The following is a 26,480-nucleotide window of genomic DNA, read 5'->3' on the forward strand; positions in this document are numbered from 1 at the left end:
GGCCACCGTGAACACTGCCGCACTGCTGCTCCTCGCCGACGGCCGCTTCCCCGCCGGCGGACACGCCCACTCCGGCGGCGCCGAAGCCGCCGTCAAAGCCGGACGCATCCACGACACCGCCACCATGGCCGCGTTCCTCACCGGACGCCTGCACACCGCCGGGCTGACGGCAGCCGCACTCGCGGCCGCCGCCTGCCGGGCCTGCGCCGACGGCCAGGACCTCGTCGAACTCGACGAGGCAGCCGAAGCCCGCACCCCGTCACCCGCCCTGCGGTCCGTCAGCCGCCGCCTCGGACGGCAACTCCTGCGCGCCGCCCGCGCCGCCTGGCCCCACCCCGTCCTCGAACACCTCGCCACCCAGTACCCCGGCGGCGCCCACCACCCCGTCGTCCTCGGCGCCGTCGCCTACGCCGCCGGACTCGCCCCCCGCGACGCCGCCACCGCCACCGCCTACGAGAGCGTCAACGGCCCCGCCACCGCCTGCGTCCGGCTGCTCGGCCTCGACCCCTACCAGGTCGCCGCCGCACTCGCCGAACTCGCCCCGCAGGTCGACGCCGTCGCCGCCGCGGCCACCCGCGCGGCCGCGCAGCACCGGCTGCCCGCCGCCTCCGCCCCACTGCTCGACATCCACGCCGAACAGCACAGCACTTGGAAGGTGCGTCTCTTTGCATCGTGACCACGTGGACCTCCACGAAGCGCCCGTCCGGCACACCTACCCGGCGGCCGGCTCGGTGCCCGGCTCGGTGCCCGGCCCCGTGCCGGGTGCCCGCCGCGCCCTGCGGATCGGCCTCGGCGGGCCGGTCGGCTCCGGCAAGACCGCCACCGTCGCCGCCCTCTGCCGCGCCCTGCGCGAGGAACTCTCCCTCGCCGTCGTCACCAACGACATCTACACCACCGAGGACGCCGAGTTCCTGCTGCGCAACGCCGTCCTGCCGCCCGAACGGATCGCCGCCGTCGAGACCGGCTGCTGCCCGCACACCGCCATCCGCGACGACATCTCCGCCAACCTCGAAGCCGTCGAGGAACTCGAGGCCGCCGTCGGCCCCCTCGACCTCGTCCTGGTCGAATCCGGCGGCGACAACCTCACCGCCACCTTCAGCCGCGGCCTCGTCGACCACCAGATCTTCGTCATCGACGTCTCCGGCGGCGACAAGATCCCACGCAAGGGCGGCCCCGGCGTCTCCACCTCCGACCTGCTCGTCATCAACAAGACCGACCTCGCCCCCCTCGTCGGCGCCGACCTCGACGTCATGGCCCGCGACGCCAAGGCCCAGCGCGGCGCCCTGCCCACCGTCTTCACCGCCCTCTCCGCCCCCGACGGCGTCGCCCCCGTCGCCGCCTGGGTCCGCGAACGGCTCGCCGCATGGCGGGCCTGACCGCGTCCGGGGGCGCCGCCGCGACCGCCCGCGCCGCAGCTACTGCGACGGCCCGCGCCACCGCCGCGGCAGCCGTCCGCGCCCAGGCGCGGATCACCGCCGAACCCGACGGACGCGGCGGCACCGCCCTGCCCGAACTCGCCGGAGCCGGGCCGCTCGCCCTCCGCCGCACCCGCGACGGCGAAGGCGGCGCGGCCCGCGTCACCGTCATCGGCTCGATGGCCGGGCCGCTCGGCGGCGACCGGATCGGCCTGCGCATCGACGTCCGGGCCGGCGCGGCCCTGCACGTCGCCAGCGCCGCCGCCACCGTCAGCCTCCCCGGACCGCACCCCGCCCCCGCCCACTACGACCTCGACCTCACCGTCGGCGAGGACGCCACCCTCCACTGGCTCCCCGAGCAGGTCGTCGCCGCGAGCGGCAGCCACCTCATCACCCGCGTCCGGATCCGGCTCGCCGCCGGCGCCCGCCTCCGCTACCGCGAGGAACAGGTCCTCGGCCGCCACCACGACTGGACCACCGGCACCCCACCCGGCCGCCTCACCACCCGACTCACCGTCACCCGCACCGGCCGCACCGTCCTCGACCAGCAGACCGACATCGGCCCCGGCGCCCCGGCCTGGAACGGCCCCGCCGTCCTCGGCCCCCACCGCACCGCCGGCCAACTCCTCACCGTCGGCGACCCCTCCCCACCCCCACCACCCCCCGATGCCGACGCCGCCCTCCTCACCCTCCCCACCCCCGACGCCACCCTCCTCACCGCCCTCGCCCCCGACGCCCTCGCCCTCCGCCACCTCCTCGACCCCACCGCCCGGTAGCCCGTACGGGTCCTGCGGTCAGGCCCGCTTCCCCCGTGCCGCCGCCACGCCGGTCGGCCCGCTGCCCACGGCCACCGTGTCCGTGGCGCGGGCCGTGGCGGTGTCGACGACCGAGAGGGTGTCCGCGTTGAAGTCGCTCACGCAGACCTGCGAGCCTCCTGGGCCGACCGCGAGGCTGTTGGGGCCGTCACCCACGGCGACGGTGGCGGTGACGGCACAGTGACGGGTGCTGATCACCGACACAGTGTCCGAACCCGAATCGGTCACGTAGACACGGGAGCCGTCCGGGCTCACGGCCACGCTGTCCGGGCCGTCCCCGACCGGAACGCTGTCCACCACCACACCCGTCCCGGGGTCGACCACCGACACCGCATCGGACCGGAGGTCGGCAACGCAGACGAGGACATCGCCCCGCAGCGTCCCGTCGGCTGCGCCGGCCAAGCCTCCCGGACCCATCAGCGCCGCAGCCACACAGAGCACCACGGCCGCTCGCCGTCCCATGTCCTGATTCCTCGTCATGCGGCCAAGCCAGGCCTCCCGAGCGCAAAGGCCCGTGAGGATCACGCTCACACCGACCCGAACGGCGCACCCTCCGCCGTGCACAGCCCGCAGGCGGCTGATCGGGAGACGGGTCGGTCAAAGGCTCAGCAGGGCTGTGATTCCGTTCCCTCCGAGCGCGGGAACTCGGGGTCAGTACCAGCGGCTGAACGCGGCGGCGCCGGAGCCGGTGGCGGCGGCGTGGCGGAGGACTCGCAGTGGCGCGTCGACGAGTGCTGCCGCGCCGAAGTCGGTGTCGTCGCCCATGCCGGTCATCCAGGCCGTGATGCGGGTGAGGGCCGCGCTGCGCTCGGAGGGGGAGAAAAGGAGGGCTTCCTCCGCTCGCGGCAGGGCGTTGCGGACTTCCGAGGCCGACAGCAGGAAGTCCCCGAACCAGCCGGGAAGCATCGCCGACCGCTGTGCGCCGAGACCGTAGTGCAGGGCCGCGACGGGGTTCGCCTTGCGGGCGGTTGCGAGGTACAGGCCGGGGCCTTCGGCGTCGGGCATGAGTGCCGTGCCGGCGTCCCGCATGGCCTCGACCGCCTCGGTGGGCGGGTTGGCGTCCTCGACGAGATCCGCAAGGCGTCGGGCGGCAGGTGTCAGGGATACGGGCTTCGACGGGTCCACCGGAGGTTCGAAGAAAGGCTCGCGGTCGCCACCGTTCGACCACCACGCGAGGGCCTCGGCGAAGCCCGGCGGCTTCGTCCGGTCGCCCGGCCGGACGAGGTGGAAGAGGCGCTCGGGCAGCGCGAGCGCCTCCGCGTCCGGGACGACGCCGACCACCCACACCCCTGTCGAGCTCACCGGAACACCTCTCTGTCTGCGGGCGACGGGCAACTGTATCCGGCGCTTCGCGCAGGCCGGCCGCCCACCTCGCCGGGCCCCGCCGCGAGCTGCCGCTCGGTGGACCGGGAGACTGCCGGGATGACGCCTCGAAGCTTCGTCTTCCTCGACCCCGACGGAACCAGTGCCGGCGGTTGGCTGTACGCGGTGGTCGAGGCGGCGACCGGCGTGGTCTACCAGCAGCAGTACGGCGGAACCGCCTGCCGGCACGGGCAGGTCGAAGGCTTCCTGGTCCCATTGTTCGCCCGTGCCGAGCTCGACGCGCTGCGCGAGTTGTTCGAGAAGCGCTTCCGCGGATCCGGCACCTGGAACCACACATGGCCGGATGCCGAGCGGGACAGGCTCCGCGGGATCGTCGGCTCCATCCGCTACTGGGTGTCCGACGGGACGACCGACGAGCCGCACCCGCTGCGACTGGACGAGAGCCGGATCCGCGAGGCCGACGAGGCCTGGATCCCGGTGATCACCCCGATGGGCCCGGCCGTCCTGATGTGGCACAACTCGGACTGATACGAGGGACTCCGGGTAGCCTCGCTGCCGAGGAGAGGAGTGCCCTGCCGTGAGTCCGCCGGCCCACGATGGAGCCGAGCTCATTCCCCGGCCCGCGCAGGGTCCGGCCGCGCTCGCGGTCGTTGCCGTTGATCGGCTCCCGGAGATGGTCGACGGGCAGACCAAGGCGATGGCCGAGGCCCTCAGTACGGGGAGCGTGCAGCCGCTTCGGGCGTTCGTCGCCCACTGGGCGGCCGTCGTGGAGATCGAGCGCCACCCGGAGACGGCGAAGTCGTACCACCGGGCGAACTACCTGGCGAACCACGCCGGGACGGGCCGATGCTGATCGCGGCCGAAGGCGATCGCCCGTTGGTCAGGTGTCGCTGACGATCATGAGGTAGCCGACGGCGAGGACCGCGAGGACGACGAGCATGGCCAGGGCGAGGCCCAGGACGACAAGGAAGCCGGTGACGCCGGTGATCGCGGTCCGGCCGAGGCGGTTGGCGCGGGCGGCGCGGGCGAGGGCGTCGTCGAGGGCGGAGTCGTCGTTCCAGTCGGGGGCGTTCGGGGTGCTCATGGCGACACGATACGAGAGGTGATCTTGGGGTTCCGGGCTGGGGGAGGGTGGGCGTCTAGCCTGGCGGGATGATGGCTCGGGTGTCGCGGGGGCGCAGGTACCGGCCGCTGTCGCCGTTGCGGGAGCACGTGCGCGAGTCGTTCTGGGTGGCGCCGTTCGCGGCGTGTGCGGCGGCGGTGGTGCTGGCGGGGTTGACCAGCGAGCTGGACCAGCAGCTGTTCCAGGAGGTGTCGGCGCAGTCGGGGGACGCCGAGGCGCTGCTGCGGTTCACGAGTGCGGCGAAGGGCGTGGTGTCGACCGTCAGCTCGGCGATGCTGACGTTCATCGGTGTGGTGTTCTCGATCTCGCTGGTGGCGCTGCAGATGGCGGCGAGCCAGTTCAGCCCGCGGGTGCTGCGCCTGTACGTGCGCAGCCGGCTGACGAAGGCGACGTTCTCGGTGTGCCTGGCGACGTTCGTGTTCACGCTGCTGGTGCAGTTGACGTACGAGGACACCACGGACCCGTCGCAGGCGCAGACCGCCCAGGTGTTCTCGACGGTGGTGGCGCTGGCGCTGGTGATGCTGAGCCTGGCGCTGTTCGTGCTGTACGTGCAGGCGACGCTGCGGCTGCTGCGGGTGCCGCACGTGATCGACCGGGTGACCCGGGAGTCGGTGGCGGTGCTGGTGCAGTACCGGCGGCTGGCTCCGGAGACGGCGCCGCCGGGGGAGCTGCCGGGAGAGGGGCTGACGCTGCTGCACGAGGGCCGGGCGGGGGTGCTGCGGGACGTGAACATCGCGTGGCTGCTGCGGCTGGCGCGCAAGCACGGCGCGGTGCTGCACCTGGTGCCGCGGATCGGTGACTTCATCGCGCCGGGCACGCCGACGGTGGTGGTGGTCGGCGGGACGCCGCCGCGGCCGTGGCGGATCACCCGGGCGCTGAACGTGGGCGTGGACCGCACGATGCACCAGGACCTGAGTTTCGGCTTCCGCCAGCTGGTGGACATCGCGATCCGGGCGCTGTCGCCGGCGGTGAACGATCCGACGACGGCGGTGCAGGCGGTGGACCGGATCCACCAGCTGCTGGCGATGCTGGCCCCCTACACGATGGGGGAGCTGCGGCACCGGGACAAGGACGGCGCGGTGCGCCTGGTGCAGCCGGTGCCGGGGTGGTCGGCGACGGTGGACCTGGCGTTCACCGAGGTCCGGGTGTGCGGCGGCGGCCAGCCGCAGCTGACCCGGCGGCTCGCGGCGGCCCTGGACGACCTGCTGCGGATCACCCCGGCGGAGCGGCGCGGCCCGCTGCTGCTCCAGCGCGAGCTGCTGGAGCGCGCGGTCGGCGAGCACGTCGCCGACCCGCAGAACCGGGCCTTCGCGCTCGACCCGGACCGCCAGGGCATCGGCTGACGACACTGCCGACAGAGGGGCAGCGAAAAGCCCCGGCCCGCGGGTGCGGGCCGGGGCCGGGGACGAGGGCGAACGGGATCAGGACGCGGCCCGCTGGTCGCGCCGGTCGAGCGAGGCGAGGTACGCGTTGTACGCGGCGAGCTCGGCGTCGCCGTCGCGGTCGGCGGCGCGGTCGGCGCGGCGGGCCTGGCGCTCCTCCGAGCGGGCCCACTGCAGGGTGAGCGCGATCAGCACGATCGCGGTGGGGATCTCGCCGAACGCCCAGGTGATGCCGCCGGCGATCTGCTGGTCCTTGAGCAGGTCGGTGCCGGGCGGGGCCGTCTCGGTGGTGAAGGTGGTGACCAGCGGGTGGGTGGCCATCATCACGGCGACGCCGAAGAAGGCGTGGAACGGCATGCCCATGAACAGCTCGATGATCCGCATCACGAAGCCCGGCCGGTGCGGGCCCGGGTCGACGCCCATGATCGGCCAGAAGAAGACCAGGCCGACCGCGAGGAAGTGCACCATCATCCCGATGTGCCCGAGGCGGTACTGCATCAGGAAGTCGAACAGCGGGGAGAAGTACACCCCGTACAGGCTGGCGATGAACAGCGGGATGGTGAACGCCGGGTGCGAGACCACCCGCACGTACCGGCTGTGCAGCAGGGCGACCAGCAGCTCGCGCGGGCCCTTGCCGCTGCCCTTGGGGGCGGGGCGCAGGGCGCGCAGGGCGAGGGTGATCGGCGCGCCGAGCAGCAGCAGGATCGGCGACAGCATGGAGAGCACCATGTGCTGGATCATGTGCGCGCTGAACAGCACCATGCCGTAGTCGTTCAGTCCGGAGCAGGTGACCAGCAGGATGGTGCCGACGCCGGCCACCCAGGCGATCAGGCGGCCGACCGGCCAGCGGTCGCCGCGCCGCCACAGGCGGACGGCGGCGGCGACGTACAGGCCGAGGGCCAGCAGGCAGCCGACCAGGAAGGGCCAGTCGGGCGACCAGCCGAGGGCGGAGGAGAGGCCGAACGGGCCGAGGCTCCCCCCTCCGTGGTGGTGCATCCCTGCCATGCCGTCGCCCATCGGCGGGTCCCGCTTTCCGTTTCGCCCGTTTTGCTTCCGGTCAAGCCTAGGTGCCGCTTACACCGGACCTTCACGCGACCCCCGGGCCGGCCCCGTGCGGCCGGCCGCGCTCCGATCCCTTACCGAAGGATTACCGGCCGCCGTCGGCACCGGGTGGAGGCCGGTTCGCGTGCTTGGCTGGGACCCGACGACGTATCCGACCCGGAGGGACGACCTGTGACGAGACGCCGGTTGTGGGCGCTGCTCGGCGCCGTGGCGATGGCCGCGGCTGCCGCAGGACTGTGGCTGTTCGCGCCGTGGAAGGCGTTCACGGACACCACGGTCGACGAGGCACTGCCGGCGGCGGGTCCCGCGCTTGTCTCCCCGGCCGCCGAGCCGCCCTCCATCGGTCCGGCCGTCGGTGCGACGGCGAGCGCCGGTGCGGCCTCCCCGGGACCTGTGGAGCTGGCGAGCGGGACCTTCCGGTCCGGAGAGCACACCACCACCGGCACCGCGAAGCTGGTGCGGCTCCCCGACGGCAGCACCGTGCTGCGGCTGGAGAACCTGAGCACCTCGGACGGCCCGGACGTACGGGTGTACCTCTCCGCCGAGCCGGCCGCCGTGTCACGGCTGGACAGCCTCGGCGACGGTGCGCTCGAACTCGCGGGGCTGAAGGGCAACCTCGGGAACCAGAACTACACCGTCCCGGCCGGCACCGACCTGTCGAGGTTCCGCAGCGCGGTGCTGTGGTGCCATCGGTTCTCGGTCGGCTTCGGTGCCGCCGACCTCACTCCGCGAGCGGGATGAGGGTGTTCTCGCTGCGGCGGCCGGCTTCGAAGTCGTCGACGTTGCGGAGGGTGGCGTCGATGATCTGGCCGACGGCGGTGCGGGTGAAGTAGGCCTGGTGGGAGGTGACGACGACCTGGGGGAAGGTGACCAGGCGGGCGAGGACGTCGTCGGTGATGCCGCTGATGGAGAGGTCGGTGAAGAAGACGCCGGTCTCCTCCTCGTACACGTCGAGGCCGACGCCGGCGAGGCGGCCGGCGCGGAGGCTCTCGACGAGGGCGGCGCTGTCGACCAGGCCGCCGCGGCTGGAGTTGACCAGGATGGCGTCGGGTTTCATGGCGGCGAGGGCGGCCGCGTCGATCAGGTGGTGGGTGGCGGGGAGCAGTGGGACGTGCAGGCTGACGATGTCGCTGCGGGTGAGGAGTCGGTCGAGGTCGACGTAGGTCATGCCGAGGTCGCGGCAGGCGGGGTTCTCGGTGATGTCCCAGCCGAGGAGTTCGGTGCCGAAGCCGTGGGCGATGCGGGTGAAGCATTCGCCGATCTTGCCGGTGCCGACGACGCCGACCGTCATGCCGTGGATGTCGCGGCCGAGCAGCCCGTCGAGCCGGAAGTCGAATTCGCGGGAGCGGTTGGCGGCGCGGGAGAGGCGGCGGTTGACGGCGAGGGCGAGGGTCCAGGCGTGTTCGGCGACGGAGTAGGGGCTGTAGTGGGAGACCCGGGCGACGGTGAGGCCGAGTTCGGCGGCCGCGTCGAGGTCGATGTTGTTGAAGCCGGTGGAGCGCTGGGCGATCAGTCGGGTGCCGCCGGCGGCGAGGAGCGCGAGGGTGTCGGCGTCGAGTTCGCCGTTGACGCTGCTGGACACGGCGGGGTAGCCGGCGGCGAGTGGCGCGGTGTCGCGGTTGAGGAAGACGTCGAGGCAGCGCAGCCGGTGCCGGGCCGCGAAGGCCTGCTCCAGGATGGGTCGCTCGTCCGCCAGCACGCCGTACGCGAGGATCTCCATGGCGCCCACGCTAGCCGGACGGGCGTACCGCGCGGGAGTGCGGCTCGCCGGTCCGGCGCCGAGGCGGGTCGGACCGGCGTCAGGCGGCCGCGCCGCCGTCGATGACGAGGTCGGTGCCGACGACGGAGGCGGCGGCGGGGGAGGCGAGGTAGCGGACGGCGGCGGCGACCTCGTCGACGGTGGAGACCCGGCCGAGCGGGGACTGCTCCTTCATCCGGGCGTCCCGTTCCTCGGGGGTCTCGCCGGGGAGCAGGGACATGGTGGTGTCGGCGGCGCCGGGGCTGACGGCGTTGATGCGGACGCCGTCGGCGATGTGGTCGAGCGCGGCGGCCCGGGTGAGGGCGGAGACGGCGGCCTTGGAGGCGATGTACGCGGCGAGGCCGGGGCGGCGGCGGTGCGCGCCGAGATTGGAGGCGATGTTGACGACGGCTCCGCCGCCGTGGGCGCGCATCCAGGCGATCTGCGGCTGCATCGCGGCGACCACGCCGAGGACGTTGGTGTCGAGGACGGCGCGCCAGTCGGCGAGCGGCTGGTCGGCGAGGGGGCGGCCGCCGCGGAAGATGCCGGCGTTGTTGACCGCGACGTCCAGTGAGCCGAAGGCCCGGACGGTGTCGGTGACGAGGCGTTCGGCCTGTTCGGGGTCGGTGATGTCGGTGGGGAGGGCGAGGGCCCGGCCGCCGGCGGCCTCGATCAGGGCGACGGTCTCGGCGAGCGGTTCGGGGCTGCGTCCGGCGACGGCGACGGCGGCGCCCTCGGCGGCGAAGGCGAGCGCGATGCCCCGGCCGAGGCCGCTGCCGGCGCCGGTGACCAGGACGGTTCGGGAGTGGGTCATGGCGTACTCCTTGATTGGAACGATCGGTACAGAATGAGGGCGCAACAAAGGGCGACGGCGGCGGGGCTCAGTCCAGGAGGGTCAGGGCCTGCTCGGCGGCCTGGCGCAGCCGGGCGGGCTCGCCGGCCGTCCGGCCGACCACCCGAAGGCCCTGGAGCAGCACCAGCAGCATCCGGGCGAGTGCCTGCGGGTCGCGGTCGGCGGGGAGTTCGCCCTGGGCGCGGGCGCGGGTGAGCGCGGAGGTGAGCAGCAGTTCGAGCCGGTCCCAGCTGGCGTGGACGCGGCGTTCGGCGTCGGGGTCGTGGCCGGCGAGTTCGGCGGCGGTGTTGGTGACCAGGCAGCCGCGCCGGCGCTGGTCGTGGACGCCTTCCTCGGCGAAGCGGCGGACCACCGCGCGGACGGCGGGCAGCGCCGGGCCGGGGGCGGAGAGTTCGTCGAGCAGCCGTCCGTCGCCGACCTCGCGGTAGCGGTCGAGGGCGCGCAGGAAGAGCTCGTGCTTGCTGCCGAAGGTGGCGTAGAGGCTGGCCCGGCCGATCCCGAGACGTTCGGTCAGGTCGGCCATCGAGGTGGCCTCGTAGCCGCGCTCCCAGAACAGGTCCAGGGCGGAGCGCAGTGCCGCGTCGGGATCGAACTCCTTGGTCCTCGCCATGGTCCTGACCCTAGGTCTATCCGGACCGATCGGTCAAGAAAGAGGGGCGAAGAAAGGCCCCCGCGGGCAAGGCGGGGGCCCGACTTCGACAGGGCGTCAGATGACGGTCTCGGCCTCGACGTAGCGCTCGGCGGGGACGGTCTTCAGCTCGGCGACCGCCTCGGCGAGCGGCACCAGCTTGATGTCGGTGCCCTGCAGGGCGGTGATGTGGCCGAAGGCGCCCTTGTGGGCGGCCTCGACGGCGTGCCAGCCGAAGCGGGTGGCGAGCACCCGGTCGTACGCGGTGGGGGTGCCGCCGCGCTGGGTGTGGCCCAGGATGACCGGGCGGGCCTCCTTGCCGAGGCGGTGCTCCAGCTCGCGGGAGAGCTGGGTGGCGATGCCGGTGAAGCGCTCGTGGCCGTACATGTCCTTGGTGCCCTCCTCCCACGGCATGGTGTCGGGCTCGGGCTTGGCGCCCTCGGCGCAGACCACGATGGCGAACTTCTTCTGCCGCTCGAAGCGCTCGCGGACGACCTCGGTGAGCTTGTCGATGTGGAACGGGCGCTCCGGGACGACGATCGCGTGGGCGCCGGCGGCCATGCCCGCGTTGAGGGCGATCCAGCCGGTGTGGCGGCCCATCACCTCGACGACCATGACCCGCTGGTGCGACTCGGCGGTGGTCTTGAGGCGGTCCAGGGCGTCGGTGGCCACCGTGACGGCGGTGTCGAAGCCGAAGGTGACGTCGGTGCAGGCGATGTCGTTGTCGATGGTCTTCGGGACGCCGATGACCGGGACGCCGCCGTCGCTCATCAGCTTCGCGGCCTTGAGCGTGCCCTCGCCGCCGATCGGGATGACCGCGTCGATGCCGAGGTCGGCGAGGAGCTTCTTGGCCCGCTCGACGCCGTCCCGCAGGTGGCTGGGCTGGACCCGCGAGGAGCCGAGGATCGTGCCGCCCTGGGCCAGGATGCCGCTCACCGAATCCAGGGTCAGCGGGCGGTGGACACCCTCCAGGAGACCGCGCCACCCGTCCTGGAAACCGATGATCTCGTCGCCGTGGTCGACCACCCCCCGGTGGACCACGGAGCGGATCACGGCGTTCAGGCCGGGGCAGTCACCACCGCTGGTCAGGACACCAATACGCATTGCTTTGCCAACTCCCGAGCAGTTCGGACGGCCGGACTGGTGGGTGGGAAACGGACAAAGAGCCCGAAACCAGCCTGCTGAACAGCATACGGTTCCTGCGTCCGGCCGGGCAGAAACCGACGCGGGAGCGGCATCCTCGACGCGCCACACGTAACTGCTGGCCCCGACGCCGAGGAGGGTGGTGCGTCCGGGCCTCTCTATTCTGCTATGGATCGCCCCCTCGGCGGACCCGCCGACCACATCGCGGTCAGCGGGCCCGGCCGAAAGCTACGCGGGACGGGTGGTGGCGGCGATGCGCTCGGTGCGCAGCGCGTCGTACCAGGTGGTGTCGGCCGGCGGCAGGGCGCTCACGTCCAGTGCCAGCTTGAGCAGCATGTCGGCGACGGCGGGGTTGCGGGCCATCACCGGGCCGTGCAGGTAGGTGCCGAAGACGGTGTCCCGCCAGGCGCCCTCGGTGCCGTCGCCGGTGCCGTTGCCCCGGCCGACCTGCACCCGGGCGAGCGGCTTGGCGCCCTCGCCGAGGTGGGTGACGCCCTGGTGGTTCTCGAAGCCGGTCAGCTGCGGCAGGCCGAGCTGCGGGTCGACGTCGGCGAGCACGTCGCCGACGCACCGGGCGCCCTCGCCGCGGGTGGTCCACACGTCCAGCAGGCCGAGGCCCGGCTCGCGCTGGCCCAGGTCGTTGATGAACTCGTGGCCGAGGATCTGGAAGCCGGCGCACACCGAGAAGATGATCGCGCCGTTCTCGGCGGCCCGGACCAGGCCGCCGTCGTTGCGCAGCCGCTCGGCGGCGAGCCGCTGCGGGCGGTCCTCGCCGCCGCCGATCAGGTAGATGTCGCCGGAGGTCGGCACCGCCTGGTCGGAGCGGACGTCGATCCGGGTCACCCCGAGGCCGCGCTGGCGGGCCCGGCGTTCCACGACCAGGGCGTTGCCGCGGTCGCCGTACGTGCTCAGCAGGTCGGGGTAGACCCAGACCAGCCGCAGGCTGCTCTCACTCATCTTCGAAGGCCTTCCGTACTGCTGACCGTGCTGGCTGTACTGGCTGTCGTACTGCGGGTTCGGCGGTATCGACATCAGGCAGCGACCGCCTTGCGCAGCTGCTGGAAGGCGGTGTAGTTGGCGATCGCCTCGATCCGGCCGGGCGGGGCGGCGGCGACGGCCTCGGCGAGCGAGTCGACCACCTGGAACTGCAGGCCCGCGACCTCCAGGCGGACCGCCAGGTCGAGCTTGCGCTGGCCCATCACGAAGATCGGGTGGCCGGCCAGGCGCTCGTAGTCGACGTCCCACAGCCAGGAGGTGTCGGTGCCGTCGGCGTCCATCGCGTTGACCGAGAGGATCACCGGCGCCGGCGGGCCGTCGATCAGCGAGAAGGTCTCCAGCCAGCCGGCCGGGTTCTTCGCCAGCAGCAGCCTTATGTCGCGGCCCTGGTACTGCACCACGTCGTAGCGGCCGGCCACCGCGGTGACCGCCTGCATGCGCTGCAGGGCGACCTGCGGGGCGACGCCGAAGACGGCGGCGACGGCGGCGGAGGAGGTGGCGTTGGCCAGGTTGGCGCGGCCGGGCAGCTGCAGCTGGATCGGCCAGGCGCCGCGGTGCGGGTCGATCACGTGGGTGCCCTGGAGCGCCCAGTGCGGGTTGGGGCGGCGGAAGCCGCACTCGCCGCAGAACCAGTCCTCGCCGGGGCGCTGCATCACGCCGCCGCAGGACGGGCACGACCAGGCGTCCTCCTTCCACGCCTGCCCGGCGGCCACCCAGACCACCTTCTTGCAGGAGGAGGCGGCCCAGGTCACCAGCGGGTCGTCGGCGTTGGCGATGATCACCGCGTCGGTGTCCTTCAGGCCCTCGCGCCACTTCTCGGCCATCATCCGGGTCTCGGCGGCCCGGTCCAGCTGGTCGCGGGAGAGGTTGAGCAGCGCTATGGCCTTCGGCCGGGTGTCCCGGGCGACCATCGGCAGGTACTTCTCGTCCACCTCGATCACGCCGAAGCGGGCCTCGGTGCCGTCGGTCAGGGCGGCGGTGATGCCGGCCGGCATGTTGGCGCCGAGCGCGTTGGAGACCACCGGGCCGGCGGCGCGCAGCGCCTCGGCGATCAGGCGGGTGGTGGTGGTCTTGCCGTTGGTCGCGCTGACCAGGACCACGTCGAGGTGCTCGGCCAGGGTGGCGAGCAGGTCGGGGTCGAGCTTCAGCGCGATCTTGCCGCCGATCACCGAGCCACTGCCGCGTCCGGCCTTCTGCGAAAGGGCGGCGGCCATCTTCCCGGCCGTCACGGCGATCTTGGCGCGGGCGGGCAGGCCGTCGCGTGCGCCTTCCGAATCGGTGGCTGGCATGCTCAGCGGTTCCTCCTTGCTGCGGCACCGCCCGGGCCGGGGGGTGACTCGGGCGGCATGGACGAGGCCAGCCTACCTACTCCCGCCAGTGTCGTTGAGCCGGGGCACACGCTGGTGGATCAGAGGGCCTAACGGACCGTGAGATGAGCGAGCTCGGGAAAGAGCCGGTCATCGGCCCTGGCGCGCAGGTAGCTGACCCCGGCGCTGCCCGCGGTGCCCGGCTGGGCGCCGATCTGCCGCTCGGCCACCAGTGCGTGCCGGAAGCGCCACAGGGCCCAGGCGTGCTCGTAGTCGCGCAGGGCCTCCGCCAGGTCGAGGACGTCCGTCCGGACCGTGTCGCCGGGCAGTCCGGCCAGGGCGCGCTGCCGGGCGGCGGCGTCGGAGACGTCGAGTCCGCTCAGGTCGAGGACGCCGAGGAAGCCCTCCCACAGGGTCGGCTCGGCGAGCCGGCGGGCCAGCCGGGCCCGCTCGGCGTCGGTCAGCCAGCCGAACCGGGCGACCCGGCCCGGGTCGGTGCGCGCGGCCAGCAGCTCCAGTTCGTGGAACTGCGCGGACTGGGCGCCGCTGGCGGTGCCGAGCGCGCCGCGGAAGGCCGCGAACTCGCCCGGCGTCATCGAGTCCAGCAGGGCGGTGGCCTCCTGCAGCATCCGCTGCACCGCCAGGCAGCGGCGCAGTCGCTGCGCGGGGATCCGGGTCTCGCCGAGCAGCATCCGGTCGCGGGCGTCCGAGAGGTCGTACAGCAGCTGCTCGAACCAGAGCTCGTTCACCCGGTGCACGGCGATGAACAGCGCCTCGTCGTGGGCGGGTGTGCGGGCGGTGGCGGGGCCGCCGAGCAGGCGGGGCAGGTCGAGGTAGCCGCCGTAGGCGAGCCGTTCGGGTGCGGTGGTGATCACCGGGGGTCCTCCGTGCCGTCGCCGAGGCCGTGGGCGGCGAAGGTGTCCCGCACCCCCGGCAGGTCGAACGCGCCGACCGAGGCGCAGAGCTTCAGGGTGGCCCGGGCCATCCGGTTGAGGCTGACGGTCCCGGCGGGGCCCGCGTAGCAGTCGCGGACCACCTGCTCGGCGGTCGGCCGGTCGAGTCCGGCCAGCCGCAGCGAGCCGCGGACCGGGTCGAGGTCCCAGTCCAGCGCCGCGTGGATGAGCCCGGGCATGGCGTTCGCGGCCCGGATCCGCAGCGGCCGGTCGAGCCCGGCCCACAGCTCCTGGAAGAGCCCGGCGAAGAAGCGGTGGTGGCGGCCCTCGTCCACGGCGTGGTCGCGCATCAGCTCGCGGACCGTGGAGACGACCCGCTCGTCGCCGGGCAGCTGGTTGAGCACGGACGTGATCAAGGTCTCGAAGACCACCGCCTGGAGGAGCGCGGCCAGCACCGGCTCGCCCGGCAACTGCCGCCGGCCGGCCTCGGCGAGCTGCTCGACGAAGCCGCCGTAGTCGAAGGCGGGCACCGGGATGCCGGTGGCGCCGGCGATCTGCTGGGCCAGGTCGAGGCTGTACAGCGCGTGGTACCCCTCGTCGCAGTACACCTTGAAGGCGTCCAGCCGCAGTTCCGGCGTCAGGTCCAGGCCGACCCGGCCGTTGGCGATCGGCTCGGCGGCGCCGGCGTTCACCACCCGGGCCTCCAGGTGGGTGGTGGAGAGCAGGAACTGGTACAGGTGGCGGACGGTCAGCTCGCGCCGGCGCTCGGGCGCCAGCTCCCCGACGGCCGGGTGGTCCAGGTACGGGACCAGCTCCTCGGGGAAGAAGACCAGGCCCTGCTCGGACTCCTCGTGGAAGACGCGGCGCACCCCGGTGCGCACCCCGGCCGCCTCGTACCAGCGGTCGAGCGGTCCGGGGCGCGGTGTTCCGGTGGTGCTCATCGCTCGCTCCGCGGGTGCTGGGGCTCGCCGAGGTGCTCGGCGAGGCGGGTGAGGGCCTCCTTGACCACGGCGGGGTCGAGGGTGTGGCAGAGCCGGAAGCGGCCCGGCCGCGAGGCGTGGAACACCTCGCCGGGGGTCAGGGAGACCCGGGCCCGCTCGAACAGCCGCCGCCACAGGACCCGCTCGCCGCCCCGGTCGCCGGTGGGCAGCCACGGCTCCAGGTCCGCCCAGATCGAGAAGCCGGCGCCGGCGGGCGCGTACGGGATGCCGTGGGCGTCCAGCAGGCCCGCGGCGGCGGTGTAGGACGCGGCCAGCCGGCGGCGGTTCTCGGCCAGGAAGGCGTCGGTCCAGGCGACGTCCGAGAGCAGCCAGGCGAGCAGCGCCTGGGTGTCGGTGGCGACCGGCGCGAAGTAGGCCAGGGCGCGGACGGCGGCCACCACCTCGGGGTCGGAGCTGTGCAGCACCCCGACCTTGAGGCCGGGCAGGCCGAAGTCCTTGGCGAAGCCCCACACCTGGTGGACGCCGGGCCGCCCGGCCAGGGTGGTGAAGGCGGTCGGGCCGAAGACCGAGCCGGCGTAGATCTCGTCGGCGATCACGTCCGCGCCGTGCGCCCGGGCAACCGCGAGCAGCTGCTCCAGGGTCTCGGCGGAGTACACCTCGCCGGTCGGGTTGCAGGGCGAGGAGAGCGCCACCGCGCGGACCGCGGCGCCGGAGCGGCGGGCCCGCTCCAGGGCCCGGTCCACGGCCTGCGGCAGGCCCTCGCCGCCGTCGGTGACGGCGGGCACCAGGCGGGCGCCGGAGCGGCCGGCCAGGTCGGTGTCGAAGGCGCCGTAGTAGGGGGCGGGGACCACGATCACGTCCCCGGGGTCGCAGAGGGCCGCGGCGACCGCGTCCAGGGCCGCGCTGGCCCCGGCGACCACCGCCAGGCCGTCGGCCTCCAGCGGGGTGCCGGTGAGCCGGGAGAGCAGGCCGGCGATCCGGTGCCGCAGCTCGGCGGTGCCGTGCAGCGGCGCGTAGCGGGTGTCCCGCTCGTGCAGGGGCGGGCGGCTCTCCAGGCGTTCGGCGAGCAGGTCCCAGACCAGTCGGTTCTCGGCGGTGCCGAGGTTGAGGTAGCCGTCGGGGCACAGGTCGGGGTGGTACGGGCAGGCCTCGGCGCGGAAGTGCGCCTCGGCGATGGCCGGGGACTCGGCCAGCAGCGCCTGCGCGATCCGGGACACCATCAGCGGCCTCCCGGCAGGTCGGCGGGGTGGGCGGCCGCGGCGCCGGTGAGCAGCCCGGGGTGGACCCCGAGGCCCATCGAGGCGTCCAGGACCGCGCCGTGCAGCGCGGCCGAGTCGGGTCCGGCCAGCCAGTGCACGGTGTCGGCGATCTCCCGCGGCTGGATCAGCCGGCCGCCCGGCAGCCGGGCGAGCAGCGCGGCGTGCTCGGCGGCGGTCAGCGCGTCCAGGGTGGAGGCGGCGAACATGCCGGTCTCCGTCGCGCCCGGGCACACCGCGTACACGTCCACCGGCCGGTGGACCAGCTCGGCGGCCAGCTGCCGGGTGAAGTGGCCGAGCGCGGCCTTGCTCATGCCGTCGACCAGGCGGAACCCGGGGAAGACGCCGATCCCGCCGCCGACGCTGGAGATGTTGACCACCTTGCCCCGGCCGCGCTCCAGCATGCCCGGCAGCAGCGCCCGGGTGAGCCAGAGCGGCCCCAGCGCGTTGATCCGCAGGAAGGCCTCGTCCTGGGCGGCCGGGGAGCCGTCGGCGTAGCGGCCGACGGTGGCCGAGCCGACCGCCGCGTTGTTGACCAGGACGTCCACCGGGCCGGGCAGTTCGGCCACCAGCCGCTCGTGGTCGGCCGGGTCGCCCTGGTTGAACTCGAAGGCCCGCACCCGCGGCCCGTACTGCCCGACCAGCCGGCTGACGATCTCGGCGGCGCGCTCACGGCCGTTGCGGTAGGTGAACCAGACCTCGTCGCCGCCGCGGGCGAAGCGCTCCGCGCAGGCCTCGCCGATGCCGGCCGAGCCACCGGTGATCAGGACATTCCTGGGCGTGCGAGAACCGGGACTGCTCGCCATCGACCGCATCCTTCCGTCCGCCGCGGACGGGTCCGCCGCCCGCCCCGCAGCGTGACGCTAACGGGGCGGGCGGGCCGGGGGCACGGGACAGCGGCACGGGACGCGTACCTCTACGACTGGACGGGCGCACTGTGCCCAGTCGATGGCAGGGTCATGACCGTCAGGCGCGGCCGGGCCAGGCGGCCGGCAGCTGGTCGGCGGCCTCCGCGAGGTGCGCGGTGATCACCAGAGTGCCGTCCTCGACCTGGTAGTCGAGCGGGGCGGAGAGCCGGCGCATGGTGGAGATCAGGCCGGTGTTGGAGGAGGTGGTGACCGCGTACACGGTCTTCACCCCGGCCTCCAGCGCGGAGGAGGCCATCCGGCGCAGCAGGTCCACGCCCAGGCCCCGGCGCTGCCAGTCGTCCTCGACCAGCAGGGCGACCTCCGCGCCCTCGTCGTCCCACATCAGGTGGGCGAGCGCCACGATCCGGCCGTCGGCGGTCTCCACGGCGAGGGTCTGGCCGTGCCGCGGGTCGAGCAGGTGGTCGAGGTAGCGGTCGGCGTCCCGGACCGGGCCGTGGTAGCGCTTGCGCAGCGCGTCCGGGGAGCAGCGCCGGTGCATGGCGAGCGCCTGCGCCTTGTCCTCGGGCACCGCGCGGCGGACGGTCAGGTCGTCCTCGCCGGCCGGCTGCGGCAGCCGGGCCGCGACCTGCGGGACGCGCGGGCCGAGCAGGCTGTCCAGCTCCACCAGGGCCTGCGCCCGGGCGAACTCGGTCGGGGTGAACGGCAGGTGCGGGCGGCTCAGCTCGATCAGGTCGCCGCCGGGCACCGGCAGGCGCATCACGTGCCCGTCCACCCCGGCCGGGGTGGAGCGGCCCTTGTCCGGGTACTGCCGGATGGTCGAGCGGCCGAACAGCTGCCGCAGCGCCACCGGCAGCTCGGAGGCGTCCAGCGCGGTCCGGGTGGCGAGCGCCAGGACGTGCGCGGGCACGTCGACCAGCTCGTGGGCGTCGGCCTCGTCGGTCCAGATGTCGTGCCCGCCGGCCGCCGCAAGGGCGGAGGTCAGCTCGGCCCGGGCCAGCGAGCGCGGCGCCCGGACCAGGAACTCGTCGACCGTGCCGGAGGGCAGCGGGTGCGTCTGCAGGGAGACGATGTTGACCCGCAGCGAGGCGAGCGCCGTGCACACCTTCGCCAGGCTGCCGGTGGAGTCCTCGACGGTGGTGCGGATCCGCCAGAGCACGCTCGGCTCGTACTCCTCCAGCGGCCCGCCGGCCTCGCCCGCCGCCTCCGCCGGGCCGGGCGGTGCGGGGGTGTCGGGCGAGGGCGGTCCGTGCGGATGGCGATGCGCCCACCAGCTGTGGAACAGCGCCGTGGCGAGCAGTGCGGCGGCCGAGACCACCAGCAGCACCGGTCCGTCGTGGCCGTGCACCACGACGTTGGCGACCAGGTCGGCCGCGGCTACGGCGGTGAAGATGGCAGCGATCTCGACGGCGTCGCGCCGCCAGCGCTGCTTGCGGATGGCGCTTCTGGTCTTCGGGAAGGTGATTTCGTCCATGACAGCATCGTCGCGCGCTGCTGTTTCACGATCACGAATCTCCCGTGACCTCGCGGTAAATGTCTGTCAGTTCGGAGCCCGCCGATCGCACTTCCGAGAGCAGGAGGTGCAGGTCGGCCTCGGTGGTGGTGGCGTTCAGCAGACAGGCGCGGATCATTTCCCGACCCTGGTGCAACGCGCCGGTGACGAAAACCTCACCGCGCAGCTGGACGGCGACCGGAAGCTCTTTGTTGACGGTGTTCAGTCGACTTTCTTCGATTCCGGCGGGTGCATAGCGGAATGCCACGATCGAGGTCTCCACCGGGGCGATCAGCTCCAGCTCCGGGTCCGCCTCCACCAGCTCGCCGAGCCGGCGGGCCAGCGCCGTGGTGTGCGCGATGTCCGCCGCCACCCCGGCCCGGCCGCGGTGCGCGATCGACGCCCACACCTTCAGCGAGCGGAACGGCCGGGTCTGCTCGGTGCCGTACTCGGAGAACCAGCCGAGCGAGCCGGCGGCCTCGTCGCGCAGGTAGGACGGCACCAGGCTGAAGGTGCCGCGCAGCTCCTCGGTGTCGCGCACCAGCGCGCAGCCGCAGTCCACCGGCACGCCCAGCCACTTGTGCGGGTCCAGGGCCAGCGAGTCGGCCCGCTCCATGCCCGCGTAGCGGTGCGCGATCGTCTCGTCCAGCACGCCGAAGGCGCCGTACGCGCCGTCCACGTGCAGCCACAGGCCCTCGCGCTCGGCCAGGTCGGCGATCGGCTCGAACGGGTCGACCGCGCCGGTGCCGACCGTGCCCGCCGAGGCCACCACCAGGAACGGCAGCCGGCCGGCCGCCCGGTCCTCGGCGACGGCCGCGGCCAGCGCGTCCAGGTCCAGGTGCCCTTCGGCGTCGGTGGCGACCGTGCGCAGGTTGCGGCTGCCCAGGCCCAGCAGCTCGGCCGCCTTGCGGACACAGGAGTGGGTCTCGCCGGTGACGTAGCCGACCAGCGGCGGCATCCCCGCCAGGCCGTCCTCCCGGACGTCCCACCCGGCCGCCCGGGCGGCGCGGTTGCGGGCCGCGGCCAGGCAGACGATGGTCGCCATCGAGGTGCCCGAGGTCAGCAGGCCGCCGCCGGCCGGGTGCGGGAAGCCCACCAGCTCGGCGATCCAGCGCACCACCGCCCGCTCCAGGTGGACGTCCGCGTGGTCGCCGCCCGCCGAGCTCGGGTTCATCGCCGAGGCGGCCAGCGTCGCCAGCACGCCGGCCGGCTGCGGGGCCGAGTTCACCCAGCCGAAGAACCGCTGGTTGCCGTTGCCCATCGGCGCGGACATGATCCGCTCGCCGACCGTCTTCAGCAGCTCCTCCAGCGGCGCGCCGTGCTCCGGCAGCTCCAGGTCGAGCAGCGCCTGCCGCTCGGAGTCGTCCATCGGCTGCCACACCGGCCGCGCGGGCAGGCCCTCCAGGTAGTCGGAGACCAGCTCGGCGGCGGTGTGCGCGGCGGTGCGGAAGTCGTCGGTGCGGAAGTCATCGGTCACGGCAGCAGCTCCCAAAGGCGCGGGGAACTCGGGCACGGCGCCGTCGGCGTACCGGGGATCACCGTGATCGTACGCGACCGGTCAGTCGAGGGTGCTGGCGAGTCCCGCGCTGTTGCGGCAGTACCCCTGGATCTCCTTGTTGGTCAGCTGCGAGCACAACCGCGCCGCCGCACCGGACTCGGTGTAGTTGACGGTGTAGTAGCTGACCAGCCCCGCGGTGCAGTCCTTGCGCTGGGTGGCGTCCTTGCCGGTGGCGCACTGCTGAGCGGCCCAGTCGACCCGGTCCAGGTTGTACTTCATCGTGCGCGAGCCCACGCCGTGGGCGCAGTCGGTCCTGCCGCCGCCCGCCCCCTGGCACCACTTCAGGGCCTCGGCGAACACCTCGGGGTGGTTCGCGTAGTCGTGCGAGGACAGGTAGAAGGTCGGGGCGTAGAAGTAGCAGGCCGACTGGAACAGGCTGGGCTGCTCCGAGCACGGGTAGAACGGGTCGGCGGCGAGCTTGTCCGCGGGCAGGTTCGCCTTGGCCTTCTCGTCCTCCTCGTCCGGGGCGAAGAGCTGCATGAAGACGCCCTCGGAGCAGGTGATCTGCTGGTGCTGGGTCGGGAACTTCTTGCACAGCTCGCGGGCCTGCGGGATGTCCTGCTTGGTGACGAACATGATCCCGTGGCCGACGCCGTGGATGCACGGGCCCTTGTTGGCCGGCGCGCACAGCTTCAGGATGTCGCCCTGCGGGTCCTTGGAGTTGGCCAGCATCTCCTCGACCGCGCCGTGCAGGTAGCCCGCCGCGCAGGTCTCGTGCGGGAAGGAGATCACCTTCTGGAAGTCCTGCTTGTACCGCTGCACCGCCGCGTGGCCCAGCTCGTGGGCGATCGGGTGGCAGAAGCGGACCGTGTAGGGCTTCTCCTTGGTGGTCTTGTCCAGGTCGGCCAGGGCGACGCCCGGGTCGGCCTTCTCCATCTCCGACATCAGCTTGTTGCGCAGCGTCGAACGGGTCCACACCGCCGGGTCGGCGGTCGAGGACGGCTGCGCCGAGCCGGAACCGGACGGCTGCGCGCCGCCCGCCGCGGGCGGCGCGGCGGAACTCGCCACGGGGGAGGAGGCCGGAGCCCAGTCGGTCACGGCCACCGCCCCGAGGCCCAGTGCGCCCAACAGGACAGCGGTGATGATCGCGAAGAGTCGCGGCTGCATGACGTGGATCCCCCGGTGGATCGACGGATACGGACGGTACGCGGTCCCATCCTGACGGCTACCGTCCGGAAACCCCGGATCGGTGCGGCCAAGCAGGGGAGTGTCGGACGTCGATCATCCCGACACAGTGCGCACACCCTCTCACAACGAGGGCGCCACATCATAAGACCGGCCGAGGCGGCCACCGGTTCCGCCTCTTTCGGAGCAGTGAACCTGCCAGTCCTGCCCGAAATCGGGCAGGATTCTTGGTGAACCCGCCACTGATGCATAGGCTGCTCACTCGTGCCCGCCTCACCCCACCCTCACGAAGACCTGCTCGCCCACCTCACCCGCACCACGCCGCTGGCGCCGGGAGAGGCCGCGCGGGTGGTCGCGGAGGTGCTCGCCTACTTCTCCGAATCCACCGAGGAGTACGTGCGCCGCCGTCACGGGGAGCTGCAGGCGCGGGGCCTGACCAACGAGAAGATCTTCGCCCGGCTCGGCGCCGAACTCGCCGCCCGGCGGGTCGCCGCACCCGAGCTGTCCACCCGTCAGCTGCGCCGGATCGTCTACGGCTGAGGCGTCAGGCCCGTCACCCGTACGAAAACTGCAGGGCAACCACCAGGGAGTCGACCATGTGCGGAATCGTGGCCTACATCGGCCCGAAGGACGCGACCACCTTCCTCCTCGAAGGCCTCCAGCGGCTGGAGTACCGGGGCTACGACTCCGCCGGCGTCGCCGTCCTCGGCAAGTCCGGCGCCCTCAAGGTCTGCAAGACCAAGGGCCGGGTCGCCGACCTCGCCGCCGCCCTGCCCGCCCGCTTCAAGGGCACCACCGGCATCGGCCACACCCGCTGGGCCACCCACGGCGAGCCCAGCGACGCCAACGCCCACCCGCACACCGACAACGCCGAGCGCATCGCGGTCGTCCACAACGGCATCATCGAGAACGCCGACGAACTGCGCGCCAAGCTCACCGCCGAGGGTGCGGTCTTCCGCTCCGAGACCGACACCGAGGTCCTCTCCCACCTGGTCGCCGCCCACCTCGGCGACGGCGAGGGCCAGCTGGAGGACGCGGTGCGCGCCGCGCTCAAGCTGGTCGTCGGCACCTACGGCATCGCCGTCGTCGACTCCGCCCAGCCCGACCGGATCGTGGTCGCCCGCAACGGCAGCCCGATCGTGCTCGGCCTCGGCGAGAAGGAGATGTTCGCCGCCTCCGACGTCGCCGCCCTGGTCCGCTACACCCGCCAGGTCGTCCACCTGGAGGACGGCGAGCTCGCCGTGGTCCGCGCCGACGGCTTCCGCACCTTCACCGAGGACGCCCGCACCGTCACCCGCCAGCCGTCCACCGTCGACTGGGAGGTCGGCTCCTACGACACAGGCGGCTACGAGCACTACCTGCTCAAGGAGATCCACGAGCAGCCCGCCGCCGTCGAGCGCACCCTCTCCGGCCGGCTCGACGAGCGCTTCGCCACCGCCCACCTCGGCGGCCTCAACCTCGACGCCCGCGAACTGCGCGAGATCCGCCGGGTGAAGATCCTCGGCTGCGGATCCGCCTACTACGCCGGCGAGATGGGCGCCCAGCTGATCGAGGAACTCGCCCGCATCCCCGCCCACTCCGAGCCCGCCTCCGAGTTCCGCTACCGCAACCCGGTGATCGAGGCCGACACCCTCTACGTCGCGGTCAGCCAGTCCGGCGAGACCTACGACACCCTCGCCGCCGTCCAGGAGATCAAGCGCAAGGGCGGCCGCGTCCTCGGCGTCGTCAACACCGTCGGCAGCGCCATCGCGCGCGAGTGCGACGGCGGCATCTACCTGCACGCCGGCCCCGAGATCTCGGTCGCCTCCACCAAGGCCTTCACCTCCACGGTCATCGCCTTCGCGCTGCTCGCCCTGCACTTCGGCCGGATCCACGACCTCTCGCCCGCGGACGGCCGGCGCATCGTCTCCGCGCTCAAGGCCCTGCCCGGCCACATCCGGCAGATCCTGGAGCAGGACAAGGAGATCGCCGAGCTCGCCGCCAAGTACGCCGACAACGCCGGGATGATGTTCATCGGGCGCGTCCGCGGCTACCCCGTGGCACGGGAAGGTGCGCAGAAGCTCAAGGAGATCTCGTACGTGCACGCCGAGGCGTACCCCGCCAGCGAGCTCAAGCACGGCCCGCTCGCGCTGATCAGCCCCGAGCTGCCCACCGTCGCCCTGGTGCCCGACGACGAGCTGCTCGACAAGAACCTCACCACCCTCGGCGAGATCAAGGCCCGCTCCGGCCGCGTCCTCGCCGTCGCCCACCGGGCACCCGAGGCCAAGCTCGCCGACCACTGCATCCTGGTGCCCAAGAGCGAGCCCGAGCTCGACCCGCTGCTCCTCAACATCCCGCTCCAGCTGCTCGCCTACCACGCCGCGGTCGCGCTCGGCCGGGACGTGGACAAGCCGCGCAACCTCGCCAAGAGCGTGACGGTCGAGTAGGCCGCTCGTCCCGGACTCAGGGGACGAGCGCGAGCTCCAGGTACGCCGCGAGCAGGGCGAGGTGCACCCCGCCCTGCAGCGGCGTCGCCCGCTTCGGGATCACGGTGAGGGTGCCGACCGCCACGGTCAGCGCGAGCAGCACCATGTGGTTGGGGCCGAGGCCGAGGAGCAGCGGGCCCTCCAGCCAGACCGAGGCCAGGGCCACCGCCGGGATGGTCAGGCCGATCGAGGCCAGGGCCGAACCGAGGGCCAGGTTGAGACTGGTCTGCACCTCGTTGCGGACCGCCGCCCGGACCGCGGCGATCGTCTCCGGCAGCAGCACCAGCAGCGCGATCACCACGCCGACCACCGAGGCCGGCAGCCCGGCCGCCGCCACGCCGTCCTCGATGGTCGGCGAGATGCCCTTCGCCAGGCCGACCACCGAGATCAGGGCGAGCGCCAGCAGGACCAGGCTGGTCGCCGTCTCGCGGTTGCTCGGCGGATCCGCGTGGTCCGCGGTGTCCAGCACGTCGCCGGCGGGCGTGACCGGGAGGAAGTCCTCCCGGTGACGCACCGTCAGCGTCGCCACGAACAGGCCGTACAGCACGATGGACGCCGTCGCGGCGAAGACCAGCTGCGGCGGCGAGAACTCCGGCCCCGGCTTCGACGTGGTGAACGTCGGCAGCACCATGCTGAGGGTCGCGAGCGTGGCGATCGTCGCGAACGCGGCGCCCGTCCCCTCGGCGTTGAACACCGCCACCCGGTACTTGAGCGCGCCCACCAGGATCGACAGCCCCAGGATCCCGTTGCAGGTGATCATCACCGCGGCGAACACCGTGTCCCGGGCCAGGCCCGCGCTCTTGTCGCCGCCGTCCGCCATCAGCGTGACGATCAGCGCCACCTCGATGATCGTCACCGCCACCGCCAGGACCAGCGAACCGTACGGCTCGCCCACCCGGTGCGCGACCACCTCCGCGTGGTGCACCGCGGCGAGGACCGCGGCCGCCAGGAAGACCGCCACCAGGGCCACCAGCGGCCCCGGCAGGTCCCGCTTCCACGTCGCGAGGAGCAGCGCGAACGCCAGCACCGGCGCGCCCGTCGTCCACTGGAGCAGCAGCGGTCGGTTCGTCGAGGCCATAGCGCCGAGCTTCGCAGATCGCTCCTGCGATGATCGGAATTGACACTCGGTCGGTGCACGGTGGCGGCCCGTCACGAACGTAACGTTCTGCGGGGAGCGGGCGGAAGGCGACGGAGGTCGGGATGGCGGTCGGACGACGGGCGGTCCTGGGAGCACTGGCGGTCGGCGCGCTGGGCGGATGCGGACGCGGCCGCGGTGCCGAACCGCCGGACGACGGGCCGCCCGCGGCGCCGCCGGCGCCCGTGGCGCCCGTGGCGGTCCCGGCGGCACTGCCGGACCGGGCGGCGGTGGTCGCCCGGTACGCGGGGATCCGGCCGGAGAGCTGGGGCACCGACGTGGCAGGCGTGGTGACGGCCCGTCCCGGCCCGGCCCTCGCCCTCACCTTCGACGCCTGCGGCGGACCCGGCGGTGACGGCTACGACGGCGCGCTGATCGACACCCTGCGCACGCACCGGGTACCCGCCACGCTCTTCCTGAACGCCCGCTGGACCGACGCCAACCCGGAACGGGCCCGCGAACTCGCCGCCGACCCGCTGTTCGAGATCGGCAACCACGGCACCGCGCACCGCCCGCTCTCCGTCACCGGGCGCGCCGCCTACGGCATCGCGGGCACCCACGACGCCGGCGAGGCCTACGACGAGGTCGCCGGCAACCACGCCCGGCTCACCGCGCTGCTCGGCCGGCCGCCGCGCTGGTTCCGCTCCGGCACCGCCCACTACGACGAGGTCGCCACCCGGATCGTCGCCGACCTCGGCGAACAGGTCGCCGGCTTCGCCGTCAACGCGGACGGCGGCGCCACCTTCACCGCCGAGCAGGTCCGCACCGCCCTCGCCGACGTCCCCCCGGGCGCCCTCGTCATCGCCCACCTCAACCACCCCGCCGGCGGCACCGCCCCCGGCTTCGCCGCCGCCATCCCCGCCCTCCTCGCCACCGGCCACACCTTCGCCCGCCTCAGCGACTGACGGCCACCGCCTCTACCGTGTGGGGGTGCGGGCTTCCGGCCGGATGTCCGCAGGCGGAT

Annotated in this window: 28 protein-coding genes; 10 read left to right on the forward strand and 18 right to left on the reverse strand. The window is 73.4% G+C overall.

Annotation, left to right across the window (positions count from 1 at the left end; genetic code table 11):
* Positions 1 to 7: 7 nt before the first annotated feature.
* Genes ACGFX4_RS04355 through ACGFX4_RS04365 form a run of 3 tightly spaced genes read left to right on the forward strand, consistent with a single transcriptional unit; the run spans position 8 to position 2,191 of the window.
* The gene (locus ACGFX4_RS04355) at positions 8 to 676 is read left to right on the forward strand and encodes an urease accessory UreF family protein (RefSeq protein WP_345700999.1); all 669 of its coding nucleotides are present in this window, start codon (positions 8 to 10) and stop codon (positions 674 to 676) included.
* Positions 666 to 1,376: an urease accessory protein UreG gene (ureG, locus tag ACGFX4_RS04360; RefSeq protein WP_393070151.1), complete on the forward strand. Its 711-nt coding sequence runs from the start codon at positions 666 to 668 to the stop codon at positions 1,374 to 1,376. Before ACGFX4_RS04355 ends, ureG begins: the two co-directional genes overlap by 11 nt.
* A complete protein-coding gene (locus ACGFX4_RS04365; protein WP_393070153.1) occupies positions 1,364 to 2,191 on the forward strand; it encodes an urease accessory protein UreD in 828 nt (275 codons plus the stop codon). The genes ureG and ACGFX4_RS04365 overlap by 13 nt, the downstream gene beginning before the upstream one ends.
* 18 nt (positions 2,192 to 2,209) lie before the next feature.
* Here the strand turns inward: ACGFX4_RS04365 and ACGFX4_RS04370 are convergent, their stop codons facing one another.
* Together ACGFX4_RS04370 and ACGFX4_RS04375 are read right to left on the reverse strand one after the other, a co-directional pair.
* The gene (locus tag ACGFX4_RS04370; RefSeq protein ID WP_393070155.1) at positions 2,210 to 2,755 is read right to left on the reverse strand and encodes a YncE family protein; all 546 of its coding nucleotides are present in this window, start codon (positions 2,753 to 2,755) and stop codon (positions 2,210 to 2,212) included.
* 126 nt (positions 2,756 to 2,881) lie between these two features.
* Positions 2,882 to 3,532 (reverse strand): hypothetical protein, encoded by a 651-nt coding sequence (locus ACGFX4_RS04375; protein WP_393070157.1) that lies wholly within the window; start codon positions 3,530 to 3,532, stop codon positions 2,882 to 2,884.
* Between the two features lie 120 nt (positions 3,533 to 3,652).
* Here ACGFX4_RS04375 and ACGFX4_RS04380 point away from each other — a divergent pair, with 120 nt between their 5' ends.
* Both ACGFX4_RS04380 and ACGFX4_RS04385 read left to right on the forward strand, forming a co-directional pair.
* Positions 3,653 to 4,081 carry a DUF6210 family protein gene (locus ACGFX4_RS04380; protein WP_393070159.1) on the forward strand — a complete coding sequence of 143 codons (429 nt, stop codon included), beginning with the start codon at positions 3,653 to 3,655 and terminating at the stop codon, positions 4,079 to 4,081.
* A 145-nt stretch (positions 4,082 to 4,226) separates the two neighbouring features.
* A complete protein-coding gene (locus tag ACGFX4_RS04385; protein ID WP_393070161.1) occupies positions 4,227 to 4,406 on the forward strand; it encodes a hypothetical protein in 180 nt (59 codons plus the stop codon).
* A gap of 27 nt (positions 4,407 to 4,433) precedes the next feature.
* Here the strand turns inward: ACGFX4_RS04385 and ACGFX4_RS04390 are convergent, their stop codons facing one another.
* On the reverse strand, positions 4,434 to 4,637 hold the full coding sequence (locus ACGFX4_RS04390; RefSeq protein ID WP_393070163.1) for a hypothetical protein: 204 nt from the start codon (positions 4,635 to 4,637) through the stop codon (positions 4,434 to 4,436).
* A 68-nt stretch (positions 4,638 to 4,705) separates the two neighbouring features.
* Here ACGFX4_RS04390 and ACGFX4_RS04395 point away from each other — a divergent pair, with 68 nt between their 5' ends.
* Positions 4,706 to 6,019, forward strand: a complete 1,314-nt coding sequence (locus ACGFX4_RS04395) for a DUF2254 domain-containing protein (RefSeq protein ID WP_393070165.1) — start codon at positions 4,706 to 4,708, stop codon at positions 6,017 to 6,019.
* A gap of 78 nt (positions 6,020 to 6,097) precedes the next feature.
* Here the strand turns inward: ACGFX4_RS04395 and ACGFX4_RS04400 are convergent, their stop codons facing one another.
* Positions 6,098 to 7,054 (reverse strand): cytochrome c oxidase assembly protein, encoded by a 957-nt coding sequence (locus ACGFX4_RS04400; RefSeq protein WP_393070279.1) that lies wholly within the window; start codon positions 7,052 to 7,054, stop codon positions 6,098 to 6,100.
* A gap of 237 nt (positions 7,055 to 7,291) precedes the next feature.
* Here ACGFX4_RS04400 and ACGFX4_RS04405 point away from each other — a divergent pair, with 237 nt between their 5' ends.
* Positions 7,292 to 7,861 (forward strand): DM13 domain-containing protein, encoded by a 570-nt coding sequence (locus ACGFX4_RS04405; RefSeq protein ID WP_393070167.1) that lies wholly within the window; start codon positions 7,292 to 7,294, stop codon positions 7,859 to 7,861.
* Here ACGFX4_RS04405 and ACGFX4_RS04410 read toward each other — a convergent pair.
* The 13 genes from ACGFX4_RS04410 to ACGFX4_RS04470 form a co-directional block, all read right to left on the reverse strand.
* Entirely contained in the window at positions 7,842 to 8,840 is a 999-nt protein-coding gene (locus tag ACGFX4_RS04410; protein ID WP_393070169.1) for a 2-hydroxyacid dehydrogenase, read from the reverse strand. The genes ACGFX4_RS04405 and ACGFX4_RS04410 overlap by 20 nt on opposite strands.
* A 79-nt stretch (positions 8,841 to 8,919) precedes the next feature.
* Entirely contained in the window at positions 8,920 to 9,672 is a 753-nt protein-coding gene (locus ACGFX4_RS04415; protein WP_393070171.1) for an SDR family NAD(P)-dependent oxidoreductase, read from the reverse strand.
* Positions 9,673 to 9,739: 67 nt separating this feature from the next.
* A complete protein-coding gene (locus tag ACGFX4_RS04420; RefSeq protein ID WP_393070173.1) occupies positions 9,740 to 10,321 on the reverse strand; it encodes a TetR/AcrR family transcriptional regulator in 582 nt (193 codons plus the stop codon).
* A gap of 96 nt (positions 10,322 to 10,417) precedes the next feature.
* Positions 10,418 to 11,443, reverse strand: coding sequence for a 6-phosphofructokinase (locus ACGFX4_RS04425; RefSeq protein ID WP_393070175.1), 1,026 nt, complete (start codon positions 11,441 to 11,443; stop codon positions 10,418 to 10,420).
* Between the two features lie 267 nt (positions 11,444 to 11,710).
* Complete coding sequence (locus tag ACGFX4_RS04430) at positions 11,711 to 12,439, reverse strand: glutamine amidotransferase (protein ID WP_345702093.1); 729 nt, start codon at positions 12,437 to 12,439, stop codon at positions 11,711 to 11,713.
* Positions 12,440 to 12,513: 74 nt separating this feature from the next.
* Positions 12,514 to 13,767: a MurT ligase domain-containing protein gene (locus tag ACGFX4_RS04435; protein ID WP_345701010.1), complete on the reverse strand. Its 1,254-nt coding sequence runs from the start codon at positions 13,765 to 13,767 to the stop codon at positions 12,514 to 12,516.
* Positions 13,768 to 13,895: 128 nt separating this feature from the next.
* The gene (locus tag ACGFX4_RS04440) at positions 13,896 to 14,660 is read right to left on the reverse strand and encodes a tryptophan 2,3-dioxygenase family protein (protein WP_393070178.1); all 765 of its coding nucleotides are present in this window, start codon (positions 14,658 to 14,660) and stop codon (positions 13,896 to 13,898) included.
* Positions 14,657 to 15,619, reverse strand: a complete 963-nt coding sequence (locus ACGFX4_RS04445; RefSeq protein WP_393070180.1) for a diiron oxygenase — start codon at positions 15,617 to 15,619, stop codon at positions 14,657 to 14,659. The genes ACGFX4_RS04440 and ACGFX4_RS04445 overlap by 4 nt, the downstream gene beginning before the upstream one ends.
* On the reverse strand, positions 15,616 to 16,839 hold the full coding sequence (locus tag ACGFX4_RS04450) for an aminotransferase class I/II-fold pyridoxal phosphate-dependent enzyme (protein ID WP_393070182.1): 1,224 nt from the start codon (positions 16,837 to 16,839) through the stop codon (positions 15,616 to 15,618). Before ACGFX4_RS04450 ends, ACGFX4_RS04445 begins: the two co-directional genes overlap by 4 nt.
* Positions 16,839 to 17,681 (reverse strand): SDR family NAD(P)-dependent oxidoreductase, encoded by an 843-nt coding sequence (locus ACGFX4_RS04455; RefSeq protein ID WP_393070184.1) that lies wholly within the window; start codon positions 17,679 to 17,681, stop codon positions 16,839 to 16,841. The genes ACGFX4_RS04450 and ACGFX4_RS04455 overlap by 1 nt, the downstream gene beginning before the upstream one ends.
* A 160-nt stretch (positions 17,682 to 17,841) precedes the next feature.
* Positions 17,842 to 19,215, reverse strand: coding sequence for a GNAT family N-acetyltransferase (locus ACGFX4_RS04460; RefSeq protein ID WP_393070185.1), 1,374 nt, complete (start codon positions 19,213 to 19,215; stop codon positions 17,842 to 17,844).
* 31 nt (positions 19,216 to 19,246) lie between these two features.
* Entirely contained in the window at positions 19,247 to 20,710 is a 1,464-nt protein-coding gene (locus ACGFX4_RS04465; protein WP_393070187.1) for a pyridoxal phosphate-dependent decarboxylase family protein, read from the reverse strand.
* 81 nt (positions 20,711 to 20,791) lie between these two features.
* Positions 20,792 to 21,898 carry a hypothetical protein gene (locus tag ACGFX4_RS04470; RefSeq protein WP_393070189.1) on the reverse strand — a complete coding sequence of 369 codons (1,107 nt, stop codon included), beginning with the start codon at positions 21,896 to 21,898 and terminating at the stop codon, positions 20,792 to 20,794.
* A gap of 282 nt (positions 21,899 to 22,180) precedes the next feature.
* Between ACGFX4_RS04470 and ACGFX4_RS04475 the strand changes: the two genes are divergently transcribed.
* Both ACGFX4_RS04475 and glmS read left to right on the forward strand, forming a co-directional pair.
* Positions 22,181 to 22,456 (forward strand): hypothetical protein, encoded by a 276-nt coding sequence (locus ACGFX4_RS04475; RefSeq protein ID WP_345701017.1) that lies wholly within the window; start codon positions 22,181 to 22,183, stop codon positions 22,454 to 22,456.
* A gap of 56 nt (positions 22,457 to 22,512) precedes the next feature.
* On the forward strand, positions 22,513 to 24,342 hold the full coding sequence (glmS, locus tag ACGFX4_RS04480; RefSeq protein WP_393070191.1) for a glutamine--fructose-6-phosphate transaminase (isomerizing): 1,830 nt from the start codon (positions 22,513 to 22,515) through the stop codon (positions 24,340 to 24,342).
* Positions 24,343 to 24,358: 16 nt separating this feature from the next.
* On the opposite strand, the gene ACGFX4_RS04485 is transcribed toward glmS, so the two are convergent.
* Positions 24,359 to 25,459, reverse strand: coding sequence for a calcium:proton antiporter (locus ACGFX4_RS04485; protein ID WP_393070193.1), 1,101 nt, complete (start codon positions 25,457 to 25,459; stop codon positions 24,359 to 24,361).
* A 122-nt stretch (positions 25,460 to 25,581) separates the two neighbouring features.
* Here ACGFX4_RS04485 and ACGFX4_RS04490 point away from each other — a divergent pair, with 122 nt between their 5' ends.
* The gene (locus tag ACGFX4_RS04490) at positions 25,582 to 26,421 is read left to right on the forward strand and encodes a polysaccharide deacetylase family protein (RefSeq protein WP_393070195.1); all 840 of its coding nucleotides are present in this window, start codon (positions 25,582 to 25,584) and stop codon (positions 26,419 to 26,421) included.
* The last annotated feature ends 59 nt before the right edge of the window (positions 26,422 to 26,480 follow it).

Source organism: Kitasatospora sp. NPDC048365, from assembly GCF_043200835.1.
In the GTDB taxonomy this organism is placed as follows: domain Bacteria; phylum Actinomycetota; class Actinomycetes; order Streptomycetales; family Streptomycetaceae; genus Kitasatospora; species Kitasatospora terrestris.